Genomic DNA, 12,006 nt, shown 5'->3' with positions numbered 1-12,006 from the left:
GATACGGCTGATTACAGCCGTGAGAGCGAGGCCGTCGCGAACAGCACGTCGCGGATCGCCTCCACGTCCCCCAGCTGCCCCACCGCCGCCTCCTGTGGCGGCACATGTCCGGCGGCCAGCTGGTAGAACGTCTCCGGGTCGAGCGCGATGTGGGCCACCGCCTCCTCCGCGGTGCCCACGGCGGCCGGGGAGTCCAGCGGGATGTACCAGTTGCCGCCGCCGGTGCCCTCGACCTCCAGATGGAGCGTACGGCCCGGGGCTCCCGCCTCGACCAGACGGCGCGGCGGGGCGGCGAGCCCGGCGCGGCGCCGCTGGGCCAGCGCCTCGGGCAGCAGCCGGACGCATAGGTCGATCATGGCCTTGAGGTGGGCGGAGCCGGGGAGTTCATACGGGTAGTCGACGGCCTCGGCGATGTCCCCGGCGTGCACCCAGCACTCGAAGGCGCGGTCCAGGAACGCGTCGCGGACCGGCAGGGTGAAGTCCCCGAACGGGACGGAGAGATCGGAGGCCCCGCGCCCGGCGAACGACACCGTACGGACCAGCGCGTGCCCCTGCTCCCGCCACAACTCCCGCAGCAGGGTGGACGGCCCGGTCCCGCCCGCGGCGTCGGGCTCCGCGTGCCAGTACGCCTCCGTACGGGCCGCGGGCGAGCCGGGGGCGTGGTCGCCGAGCGGATCGGGCAGCCCGAGGGACGCGGCGACGACGCCGTCCACCACCATCAGGTGCCCGATCACTCCGGCGACGGTGGTGTCCCGGCCGGTGAGCCGCCGGCCGTCGTACCACGTGAGCCGCACCGGAGCGCGCCATTCGGCCTCGCCCATGTCCCGCAGCAGCGCGTCCAGCCGGGCGGCCTCCGCGTCGTACGCGGCGGCCCAGCCGGGCACCGGTATCCGCGCGGGGCGGCGGCCGAGGCACCCGGCCAGCACCCGGGAGCGGAGCAGCGGGTCGAGGTCGAGGTTGTGCTCGGCGTGCAGCAGCCCGACGGCCTCGCGCAGCCGCAGGGCCTCCTCGGCGCAGGAGGTGCAGTGGTTGAGGTGGGCCTCGACGGCGGCCGTCTCGTCGGGGGAGCAGGCGGTGAGCGCCCAGGCGCCGAGGAGCGACCGCAGGACGTCATGGGAGGGCGGTCGGTGCGTGTCGGTTTGCCGCGGCACCGCAGATGTCCCGGCGGGATTTTCCGGACTATGCGGTTCTTCGGGGCTTTCCGCCTCTTCCGGAAGTTCCCGGCCTTCCGGTTCCTCCGGGCTCTCCGGGCTCTCCGGGGGCTCCGGTTCGGGCAGCAGCGGCAGGAGGCCCGGCCAGCCGCTGGTGTCCTCGGCGGCGTTGCGCGGAGTCGGGATGCGGGGCGGCCCGGCCGGTTCGGATGGGGTGCCCGACGGGTTGCCGGGCCCGTCCCTGCCATCTCCGGACCCGTCTCCGGACCCGTCTCCGGAGCCCTCGCCGCGGTGGCCACCGTGGCCGTACTCGGGAATGTCGCCGGGGTCGTACCGCTCCGGGCCGCCCGCGCCGCTCACAGCGCCCGCCCGTAACCGGGAGGCGCCATGGCGCGCGGGGGCGGGACGTAGGCCGTGGACAGCAGTTGGAGTCCGAGCCGCAGGCGGCGCCTGGCCTCGTCCTCGGTCACGCCGAGTGCGGCGGCGGCCTGGCGGTAGTCGCGGCGGTCGAAGTAGGCCAGCTCCAGGGCGGCGCGCAGCGGGGCGGGCATGGAGGTGACGATGTAGTCGGCGCGGGCCGCGACGGAGGCGTCGCGGATGCGCTCCTCGACGGCGACGTCGTCGCCGCCCTCGCCGTCCCCGGCGGTCTGCGACCGGAGCCGGTGCACCGCCTGACGGTGGGCGAGCGTGGCGATCCAGGAGCGCAGGGAGCCCTGTTTGGGGTCGTACGCGTCCGGGTTCTCCCAGACGTAGGCGTACACCTCGCGCGTGATGCGGTCCGCCGCGTCCTCGTCCTCCAGGACGCGATGGGCGAGATGGTGGACGAGGGAGGCGAAGCGGTCGTACAGCTCGCCGAGCGCGGCGGCTTCGCCGCGCGCCAGCCGCTGTTGCATCCTGCGGTCCCAGCGGGGCGGTGCGTCGTTCGCCATGCGGCCCCCATCCCTGTTCGTCGGCCGGGTCTCCTGGCACTATGCCCACCTTCATATCGAATGTAGTGCCGGGGGCTGACACAGCGCGCCTCCATGCGGCAAAGTGCGGCACGACGCGGCTGCGGATGGTATTGGGCCGGTCACGGTGTGCAGGAGCGGTGGGACGAAACGCTTCGGCGGGGCATAGGCTCGTTCCTATGGCGTGAGACAGGGGGAGTTTTATGCGGTGCCGGGCGGGCAGCCGCCCTGGAACAGCAAATTCCGGTTAGCTGCGAGCGAAGGGCTTCGAGCGCGTGACGTTGAAGGTGATGGAGGACGGACGGGGGGAGTGGGTCGTCCTACAGGTCTCCGGCGAGATGGACCTCGTGACCTCGCCCGCAGTCCGGCAGCACGTCCACGACGCGGTCGCCGAGGGCCGCCACTCACTGGTGCTCGACCTCTCCGAGGTTCGCTTCTGCGATTCCAGCGGTGTCGGCGTCCTGATCGCCGCGCGCCGCCTGATGCGGTCGTGTTCGGGCAAGCTCAGACTGATCCTCCCGCCGCAGGACGCCGCCCACGGCTCCCATGTGCACCGCGTCCTCGCGGCCCTGGGCGTCCGCCGCCTGTTCGACGTCTATCCCAACCTGATGGTGGCGACGGAACCGGACGACGGCGAGCGGAACACCGCCGACTCCCTCTCGGCGTAGCGGCGTAGCCGCCCGACAACTCCGACGTCGGCTCTTCCTGTCCGAAGCCGACCGTTCCGGTTCCGGCCGGGTGCCAGGGCGCGGGGGTTCGTTCCCCACCCCACCCCGCCCCTTCCCGAACCGGGGCAAGTCCCGGACCCCGGACGCCCTTCGGGCGTGGCCTCGAACGCCGGCCGGGTTGGAGGGCTACGCCCGCGGTGGCACCTTCGGAAAGTCCGCCAGTACCACGAAGCCCCCCTCCTCCGTCGGCTCCGCCCGCAGCGTGCCGCCCAGCAGCACCGCCCGTTCCCGCAGCCCCACCAGCCCGTGGCCGCCGCCCGGCAGACCCGGCGCCACGGCGGAGGCGTCCGGCGGGCCGTTCCGGACCTCCACCCGCAGGCCCCGCCCCTCGGCGGCCGCCTCCATGACCCGTACCGTCACCCGTGCTCCCGGCGCGTGCTTGCGCACGTTGGTCAACGCCTCCTGCACGATGCGGAACGCGGCCCGCTCCACCGCCTCCGGCCGACCCGTGCGCCGTGCGTCGTCGGCCTCCTCGTACGCCACGTCCAGCGCGCTCAGCTCGATCAGCCGCGGCAGGTCCGCCAGCCGGGGCTGTGGGGTGAGCTGTTCGAGGTCGCCGCCCGCGGCGCGCAGGATGCCGACCATGTGGCGCAGTTCGTCCAGCGTCCGTACGGACAGCTCGCGGATCGTCCGCGCCCCCTCCCGCGCCTGCGCGTCGTCCGCGCTGATCTGCACCGCCCCGGCCTGGAGGCTGATCAGGCTGACCTGGTGGGCCACGACGTCGTGCATCTCGCGGGCGAGCCGGGCGCGTTCGGTGCTCAGCACCTGCTCGGCGATCAGTTCGTCGGCGCGGCGGCGGCTGCGGGTCAGGTCGTCGAGGCGGGCGGCGAGTTCGCCCCGGGTACGCACCAGCAGGCCCAGGGCGATGGGGCCGACGGAGGTGATGCACGCGTCGATGAGCGTGAGCGTGTTCTCCCGGTACGCGGTCGGCTCGAAGTCGGAGACCGGCCACGGGACGAAGTGCGCGGCGGCCAGCAGCAGCGCCGAGACACCGAGCAGCCGTGGACCGGGGCGGCGTTCGGCCACCGTGTAGAGCGCGATCATCGGCGCGAACCAGATGTAGCCGATCAGGATGCCGGGCAGGGTGACCAGGAAGACCGGCGCCGGGAAGCGGCGGCGCAGCAGCAGGGCGGCCGCCGCGACCAGGGAGACGTTCAGCTCCAGGCCGGGGGTGACGCCGTTGACGAGCAGCGCGTCGGCCACGGCGAACACGACGGGTATCAGCAGCGGCCCCCACCGCTGCGCCCACCCCGGCAGCCTCCGCCGCCAGGACGCGGGTGACGCGGGCGGGGCGGGCGGGGCGGGTGAGGCCGCGGTCACCGGGGTCCGCCCGCCCCCGGGCGGCTGGTGATCAGCCCGGCCCGGTCGGCGACGATGGCGGCCTGCACCCGGTTGAGCCCGCCCAGCTTGCCGAGCACGGCCCGCACATGGTCCTTGACGGTGCTGGGCGCGAGCCCCATCCGTTCGGCGATCTGCGGGTTGGCCAGCCCCTCGCCCAGCAGCGCGAGCACTTCGCGTTCGCGCGGGGTGAGGGCGTCGACGGCGGTGGCGGCGGTGGCCTCGGCCTCGGCAGCGAGGTAGCCGCCGATGACGGCCCCGGTGACGCCCGGGTCGAGGACGCTGCCGCCCTGGGCGAGGGTGCGTACGGCGCGGACGAGTTGCTCCGGGTCGGTGTCCTTGAGGAGGAATCCGGCCGCCCCGGCGCGCAGCGCGGCGGTCAGGTATTCCTGGGCGTCGAAGGTGGTCAGCATGGCGACGGTGGGGGAGCGGGGCGCGGCCCGCAACTGCCCGAGTACGGTGAGCCCGTCGGCGTCGGGCATGCGGATGTCGAGGAGCACCACGTCGGCCTCGCTGCCGAGCACGGTCTCGACCGCCGTTCCGCCGGAGCAGTCGGCGACCACGTCGATGTCCGGGGCTGTGCCCAGGATCAGCCGCAGGCCGGATCGTACGAGCGCCTCGTCGTCGACCACCGCAACACGGATCACCGGCCGCTCCCTCCCGTAGCTGTCATGCGCATTGTTCGCACAGCCTGCCGCATCGGCGCACCGTTATGGAGTGGTCTCCTCCGCCCTGTTGGGGGGATCACCCCTCCGATCGGCGGGGGGCGAGGGAAGACCAGGGACGGATGTCCACCGCGTCCGCGGCCGGGCACAGTGGATCACATGCCGCACCACTCCGCGGGGTACACCCGACCCCTCGCCCCCTCAGCGCGTCATACGGCCTCTCGGCGCGCCGTGACCGCCGTGGCCGAAACCGGCCGCGGTACGGGGCTCGAAGCGGGGCGTTACGGCGCTCGACAGGCCGCCGCGACCCCCACACGCGGCGGCCTGTTCACCCCTTGACCCGCCCGCCGTGCCGTGCCGACCGGCCCTCGCTGGGGGAGGACCGGCCCGTCGGGGCCTGACCAACCCCGAGCGGCCCCGGCCCGGCGGGCGCACCAACCGCCCCACCCGCGATCGGTGCCCGCCTGCGCTTCAGTGCCCGATGGGCGGTTCGGCCGGGGCCGGGCCCAGCGTGGTGGTGCCCGGGGCGGCCCGGTGGCCGAGGCCCGTGCGGTACGCGTCCATGGCGGCCTCCAACCGCCCCTCGCGCCGCAGCAGATCGCCCAGCAACCGGCACAGGTCGGCCAGGTCACCGGCGGCGCCGGTGCGTTCCAGCAGCGACAGGGCCGCGCAGTAGTGCTCCTCCGCCCCCTCCGCGTCGCCGCGCTCGTCGGCTATCAGCCCGAGCAGCCGGTGGGCGCCGCCCGCGTGCACCGCGCCGCGCTCCGCGGTGAGTTCGACCGTCTCCCGGGAGGCCCCTTGATCGCCGTCGGGCCTGTGATCGCCGTCGGATGCCGTCAGCAGGGGCCGCAGCAGTGCCTCCGCTTCGGCGGTGCGGCAGCGCCGTCGCAGCACGTCCGCCAGTTCCACTTCCACCTGCATGGTGAACAGCGCGGCCCGCTTGGACGCCAGCATGTCGCGGGCGATGCGCAGTTCGCTCTCCGCGCGCTCCAGGTCGCCGTCCTGCGCGTGGACGTAGCCGCGCATCCAGTGGCAGTGCGCCAGGTCGGTGCGCAGCCGCAGCTGTTCGTACAGCTCCTGCGCCTTGGCCAGCGACGCGTCGGCCTCCGCGGTGCGGCCCTCCGCTATCAGGGTGCGGGCCACCCCGCGGTGCATCTGGGCGACCAGTTCCGGGTTGTCCACGCTGGGCGCCAGCGCGAGCGAGAGTTCGGCGGCGCGCACCGCACGGGCGTGCGCCCCCATGTCCATGTACGGGGCGATGGAGGCGGTGTAGAGCAGCAGCAGGGCGTTCGGGTCGTGCAGCCCGCAGGCGTTCAGCTCGTCGATGGCGCTCTCCAGCAGATAGCAGGAGTAGCGCAGTTCGCCCGCCAGCAGATGGGCCACGGCGCGGCCGCGGATCGCCGGGACGCGGCGCGGCAGCGGTTCGTCGGCGAGCAGCTTCTCGGCGGCCTCGAAGTGGTCCCGGGCGGTGGTCAGTTCGCCGGTCTCCATGGCGCAGTCGCCGAGCCCCAGCAGGGCCGCGGCCCGCTCGTCGGGGAAGCCGAGCCGGGCGGCCTCGGTGCTCAGCGCCGCGAAGCGGGCGGCCGCGTCCTCGGTGTCGCCGGTGGCCAGCGTCCGCCGGGCGTCGGTGAGTCCGGCGCGCAGCCGGGTGGCGTCCTGCGGGGAACGGCCGGTGGCCAGCTCCTCGTACGTGACCCCGAGGCGGTCGGCGAGGTGGCGCAGGGCGACCTCGGAGGGGCGGACCTTCCCGGATTCCAGCGTCGAGACATACGCCGCGGTGTACGCGGGTTCGGCCAGCTGCCGCTGGGTGAATCCGCGTTCCGTGCGCAGCCTGAGCACCCGGCGCCCGATCTCCGCCGTACCCTCCGCCCCCGCCGCCCGACCGTCTCCGGCGCTCTTTTCGGCCACCGTGCCCTCTTCTCCCCGGCGGTAACTTAAGCGCCGGGCTAAGTCCATTTACGTGAGGATTAAAAAGATGCAGCAGGCGATGGATACAGCACCGGAAGGGCCGGGCGCCACGGCGACCGTCCGTCAGCCGGGACTGCTCCTCACCGACCACCATTTCGACGTACCGCTCGACCATAAGGCTCCTGGAGGCGATCGGATCCGGCTTTACGGCCGAGAGGTTGTCGCCGCGGACGTCTCGGACGCCGAGCGCGAGCGGATGCCGTGGCTGCTCTACCTCCAGGGCGGACCCGGTTTCGGCGCCGACCGTCCGGTGGGCCGCTCCGGCTGGCTCGACCGCGCGCTCGACGAATACCGGGTGCTGCTCCTCGACCAGCGCGGCACCGGCCGGTCCACCCCCGCCACCCGCCAGACCCTGCCGCTGCGCGGCACCCCCGAGCAGCAGGCCGACTACCTGGCCCATTTCCGAGCCGACTCGATCGTCCGCGACTGCGAGCTGATCCGGTCCCGGCTGACCGGCGGCCGCCCCTGGACCGTCCTCGGCCAGAGCTTCGGCGGCTTCTGCGCCGTCACCTACCTGTCGTACGCGCCCGAAGGGCTCGACACGGTGCTCATCACCGGCGGGCTGCCCGGGCTCGGCACCGGCGCGGACGAGGTGTACCGGGCCGCCTATCCGCGGATGGAACGCAAGACCCTGGCCCACTACGACCGTTACCCCGGCGACGCGGACACCGTCCGCCGCATCGTCCGCCACCTCGCCGCGCACGACGAGGTGCTGCCGGAGGGCACCCGGCTGACCCCGGAGGCGTTCCAGCAGCTCGGCATCCTGCTCGGCACCGGCGACGGATCGCACCGTCTCCACCACCTCCTGGAGGACGCCTTCGTGGAGACCACCTCCGGGCCGCGCCTCGCCGACGCGTTCGCCGAGCGGGTCGCCGGCGTGCTCTCCCGCGCCGGAAGCCCGCTGTACACCCTGCTCCACGAGTCCATCTACGCCCAGGACGGCCGCGCCACCGCCTGGTCCGCGCACCGCGTACGGGACGCCTTCCCGCGCTTCGACGCCGTACGGGCGGCCGCCGAGGACCGTCCCGTCCTGCTGACGGGAGAGACCGTCCACCCCTGGATGTTGGACACCCACGCCGCGCTGCGCCCGCTGCGCCGCACCGCCGAACTGCTCGCCGAACGCACCGGCTGGGGCCCGCTGTACGACCCGGAGCGGCTCGCCCGCAACACCGTCCCGGTGGCCGCCGCGATCTACCACGACGACCTGTACGTGGACACCGCGCACGCGCTGGCCACCGCCCGCGCGATCCGGGGGCTGCGGACCTGGGTGACGGACGAGTTCGAGCACGACGGGGTACGGGCGGGCGGCCGCCGGGTCATGGACCGGCTGCTGGGGCTCGCCCGGGACGCAGCGGCGTGACGGGGTGACCCAGTGGCGCGCCGGGGTGACGAAGCGTCACCCCGGTGTGGGCGGTGGGCCCGCATATAGGGCCCGATGGTCGATTTCTTTAGCGATTTTCCTGGTTCCCGTTGCTTGGGGCTTCCTTTGGCCTTAGGTTGAGCCGCGAATTAATCGTGTTTAACAGGCCGCTTACGGAGCACACGTCGGGAGCCCCCGTGCGCAGAGGGATATGGCGACGCCGCCACAGACCCTTACGCTCCGCTGTCGTCGCCGGAGGTGTGGCGCTGACGGCGGTGGTCGCCGCGGCCATGAGCGCCGCCGCGGCCACCGCGTCCGCCGCGCCTCCGGCGTCTGCTGATGCCCCTTCGGCGGCCGCCCCTTCGGCGTCCGCCGCTTCCGGGCGGGCCGAGCGCACCCATGAGGTGGAGTACTTCACCGGCCCCGGCGCCCACCCCCGGCACACCGAGGTTCCGGCCGCCACCCCCGCCCGGCTCACCCGTGGCGACCGCGCGCTCTCCGCCGCCGAGACGGCCGCCGACGGCGACGTCGGCTCCGTCATCGAGAACGGCCCGTCGGCCGACAAGGTCGACGTCGTCTTCGTCGGCGACGGCTACACCGCCGCCCAGCAGGACGACTTCCACGCCGACGTGCGCTCCAAATGGGCGCAGATCTCCGCCGTCGAGCCGTACGCCGCCTACCGGAACCTCTTCAACGTCTGGTCCGTGGACGCCGTCTCCAACCAGTCCGGCGTCTCCGGCGATCCGTCCAAGGGCGTCGTCAAGGACACCGCCCTCGACTCCTACTTCTGGTGCGACGGCACCGAGCGGCTGCTGTGCGTCGACACCGGCAAGGTCGCGTCGTACGCCGCGAAGGCGCCGGAGGCCGACCTGGTGGTCGTGCTGTCCAACTCCGCCAAGTACGGCGGCGCGGGCTACGCGGTCAGCTCCGGCGCCGGCTACGACGGCATCGCCACCGCCTCCTCCGACCACCCCGACTCCGACCAGGTCGCCGTCCACGAGACCGGTCACTCGGTCGGCGGCCTGGCCGACGAGTACGTGTACGCCGCGAACGGCACCTACACCGGCGCCGAACCCGACGAGCCCAACGCCACCAAGCTGACCGCCGCCCAGCTCACCGCGGAGAAGCGGAAGTGGTACCGCTGGATCGGCCAGACCTCACCGGACGGCGGCACGGTCGGCGCGTACGAGGGCAGCCGCTACTACCCCAAGGGCCTCAACCGCCCCACCGAAAACTCGATCATGCGCACGCTCGGCCGCGAGTACAGCCTCCCCGGGCGCGAGGCGATGATCGCGGGCTTCTACCGTCACGCCAGCGTGCTCAGCAGCCGCACCCCCACCGGCGCGTCGGTCGCCCGGGCGGCGGACCTCAAGGTGAGCGTGCCGAAGGGCGCCTCGGTGAAGTGGTACGTGGACGGGGCCGAAGTCACCGCGGCCCGCGGCAAGAAGACCGTCACCCCGGCGTCGCTCGGCGTCCCGTCCGACGGCAGGCCCCACACCGTCACCGCCAAGGCCGCGGACACCACCCGCGCGGTGAAGGATCCCGCGCTGCGCAAGCTGCTGACCGCCTCCCGCACCTGGAAGGTCCGCGTCACCAGCTGACGTCCGCCGCCCCCTAGAACCGCCGCCCCGTGGACCCCCGCCGCGGGGCGGCCCCTTTTTTTCGAGGCTCGGTTCGCCTCCGGGGCGCAACAGCCCCTGTCGACGGTCGACGTGCTCGGTCGCTCGTACCTCGCTCCCTGCGCGCGTCTCCCTTTCGACAGCGGCGCGCCCCTTCGGCTCGCCCCCAGCTACCGCTGGGAGGTGCCCCCGGCCGGAAGAACGGGGGCACCCGAGCGCCGGACGCACGCAAGGGTGGTGCTGGCTCGTCGATGCGGGGCGGCCGCGGTCCGCCCCTGTAACATCGGCACGCTCCACGATCCCCGATCCGCCCCCTCCGCTCAATCGCCCCCAAGGGCGAGCGCGCACGCTCGCGTTCCCCCGGCGCGCGGCTCATCCCACAAGGCGCCGGAGGCGCCTACCGGGGGAAGGGCTGCCGAAACCGTGAGGCAAGATGAGCCCATGGGTAACTCCGGGGGAATCACCGGCCTGCTGGCCGGGCGTTATCGGCTGGTCTCGCGGCTCGGCCGCGGCGGCATGGGCACGGTCTGGCGGGCCGTCGACGAATTGCTGGGCCGCGATGTCGCGGTCAAGGAACTCCACGTGGACGAGGGCTCCGGGCCCGACAACCGGCTACGGGGCGAACGCGCGCTGCGCGAGGCCCGTACGGTCGCGCAGATCAAGCACCCCAACGTGATCGTCCTGCACGACGTCGTGGAGCAGGACGGCCATCCGTGGATCGTCATGGAGCTGGTCGACGGCGCCTCGCTCGCCGACCGGCTGGGCGCGCAGGGCCCGCTCGCGCCGCACGAGGCGGGCCGGGTGGCGGCGGCGCTGCTGGACGCGCTGCGGGTGGCGCATGCGCGCGGGGTGCTGCACCGGGACATCAAACCGGCGAACGTGCTGGTCGAGGCGGGCACCGAGCGGGTCGTGCTGACGGACTTCGGGATCGCGCAGGTCGACGGGGCGACGACGCTCACCGAGACCGGTGCGTTCGTGGGCTCGCCGGAGTACACGGCGCCGGAGCGGATGTCGGGCCGCCGTACCGGGCCCGAGTCGGACCTGTGGTCGCTCGGCGTGCTGCTGTGCACGCTGGTCGGCGGCGCGTCGCCGTTCCACCGGGACTCCGTGGCGGGGGTGCTGCACGCCGTCGTCTACGAGGACATCCACATACCCGAGGCCGCCGGTCCGCTGCGGCCGCTCATCGAGGGGCTGTTGCGGCGCGATACGGACACGCGGCTGACCGCCGACGAGGCGACGCGGACGCTGCGCACGTACCTGGGCTCGGGGGACACCTCGGGGTTCCGCGTGGAGCGCACCCCGACGCAGTCGAACACGCCGCTCGCGCCCCCGGCGGGCAGCCAGGGCACCCCGGTCGCCCCGACCGTCCCCACCAAGCCTTCCCCCAAGCGCCGTACGGTGCTGATCGCCGTGGCCGCCGTCGTGGCCCTCGCCGGGCTGGGCGCGGGCACGATGGCGCTGATGGACGGCGGCGGCAAGGGCGCGACGGCCGGTGACGGCGGCGCGTCGCAGGTCGCGGAGAAGGACCCCGGCAAGGACACGAACGCGGAACCAGCCGCGCGGGAAACCGACCGGACGGCGTCCCCGAAGGCGTCCGACGACCCGAAGTCGTCCACCGGTCCGAAGGCGTCCACGTCCCCCGAGTCGGACGCGAGCCCGTCGGGCGGGGTGCCCGAGGGGTACGAACTGGTCCATGACCCGGCCGGGTTCTCGCTCGCCGTGCCGAAGGGCTTCGCCCGCCAGGACAAGTCGCCCCGGGTCTACTACAACTCGCCCGGCCTGGAGTTCCGCATCGGCATCCACCCCCAGGAGCCGGACCCGAGGGGCCCGCTGGCGGTGAGCCGGGAGGCGGACGCCCAGGGGCCGAGCGACTACCCGGGCTACCGCAACGGGCAGGTCATCCAGACCACACAGAACGGGCACCCGGCGGCGCTGTGGGCGTTCGTCTGGGACGGTTCGGCCGATGACGGCGGCTCGCGCCAGACCTTCGATCTGAGCTGGAACGAGGGCGGCAAGATGTACGACCTGTGGCTTTCCGTCCCGGTGGAGAAGAAGGTCGAGGGGAAACGTTACTTCGATACGGCCGTCGCCACGTTCACCCGGACCGGCGGCTAGGCACCCCCAGGGGGTGCCTAGTGCCGCGTCAGTCAAGGTTTGCCCGGTAGCGAGGCGTCCTGGTGCGGTCAGATGCAAGGCGCCGGATCGGCCTCGTAGTGGGCCTACTCGGTCG

At 73.6% G+C, this 12,006-nt stretch carries 9 protein-coding genes; 4 read left to right on the top strand and 5 right to left on the bottom strand.

Annotated elements, in window-relative coordinates:
* Window positions 1-11: 11 nt before the first annotated feature.
* Together LCH29_RS26500 and LCH29_RS26495 are read right to left on the bottom strand one after the other, a co-directional pair.
* Window positions 12-1,511 carry a zf-HC2 domain-containing protein gene (locus LCH29_RS26500; RefSeq protein ID WP_446464223.1) on the bottom strand — a complete coding sequence of 500 codons (1,500 nt, stop codon included), beginning with the start codon at window positions 1,509-1,511 and terminating at the stop codon, window positions 12-14.
* Entirely contained in the window at window positions 1,508-2,080 is a 573-nt protein-coding gene (locus LCH29_RS26495; protein ID WP_446464222.1) for a sigma-70 family RNA polymerase sigma factor, read from the bottom strand. Before LCH29_RS26495 ends, LCH29_RS26500 begins: the two co-directional genes overlap by 4 nt.
* Before the next feature lie 308 nt (window positions 2,081-2,388).
* Here LCH29_RS26495 and LCH29_RS26490 point away from each other — a divergent pair, with 308 nt between their 5' ends.
* A complete protein-coding gene (locus tag LCH29_RS26490; protein ID WP_039938647.1) occupies window positions 2,389-2,766 on the top strand; it encodes an STAS domain-containing protein in 378 nt (125 codons plus the stop codon).
* A 186-nt stretch (window positions 2,767-2,952) separates the two neighbouring features.
* Here the strand turns inward: LCH29_RS26490 and LCH29_RS26485 are convergent, their stop codons facing one another.
* From LCH29_RS26485 to LCH29_RS26475, 3 genes are all read right to left on the bottom strand, one after another.
* Complete coding sequence (locus LCH29_RS26485; protein WP_446464221.1) at window positions 2,953-4,146, bottom strand: sensor histidine kinase; 1,194 nt, start codon at window positions 4,144-4,146, stop codon at window positions 2,953-2,955.
* Window positions 4,143-4,811: a response regulator gene (locus LCH29_RS26480; protein WP_446464220.1), complete on the bottom strand. Its 669-nt coding sequence runs from the start codon at window positions 4,809-4,811 to the stop codon at window positions 4,143-4,145. Before LCH29_RS26480 ends, LCH29_RS26485 begins: the two co-directional genes overlap by 4 nt.
* A 489-nt stretch (window positions 4,812-5,300) precedes the next feature.
* Window positions 5,301-6,737 (bottom strand): helix-turn-helix domain-containing protein, encoded by a 1,437-nt coding sequence (locus LCH29_RS26475; protein ID WP_446464256.1) that lies wholly within the window; start codon window positions 6,735-6,737, stop codon window positions 5,301-5,303.
* Between the two features lie 79 nt (window positions 6,738-6,816).
* Here LCH29_RS26475 and LCH29_RS26470 point away from each other — a divergent pair, with 79 nt between their 5' ends.
* The 3 genes from LCH29_RS26470 (at window position 6,817) to LCH29_RS26460 (ending at window position 11,891) form a co-directional block, all read left to right on the top strand.
* Entirely contained in the window at window positions 6,817-8,157 is a 1,341-nt protein-coding gene (locus LCH29_RS26470; protein WP_446464219.1) for an alpha/beta fold hydrolase, read from the top strand.
* Window positions 8,158-8,417: 260 nt separating this feature from the next.
* A complete protein-coding gene (locus LCH29_RS26465) occupies window positions 8,418-9,758 on the top strand; it encodes a M64 family metallopeptidase (RefSeq protein WP_446464218.1) in 1,341 nt (446 codons plus the stop codon).
* 459 nt (window positions 9,759-10,217) lie between these two features.
* The gene (locus LCH29_RS26460; RefSeq protein WP_446464217.1) at window positions 10,218-11,891 is read left to right on the top strand and encodes a serine/threonine-protein kinase; all 1,674 of its coding nucleotides are present in this window, start codon (window positions 10,218-10,220) and stop codon (window positions 11,889-11,891) included.
* The last annotated feature ends 115 nt before the right edge of the window (window positions 11,892-12,006 follow it).

The sequence above is a fragment of the Streptomyces sp. BRA346 genome (assembly GCF_052851135.1).
This window is presented reverse-complemented; position numbering and strand designations above follow the sequence as displayed.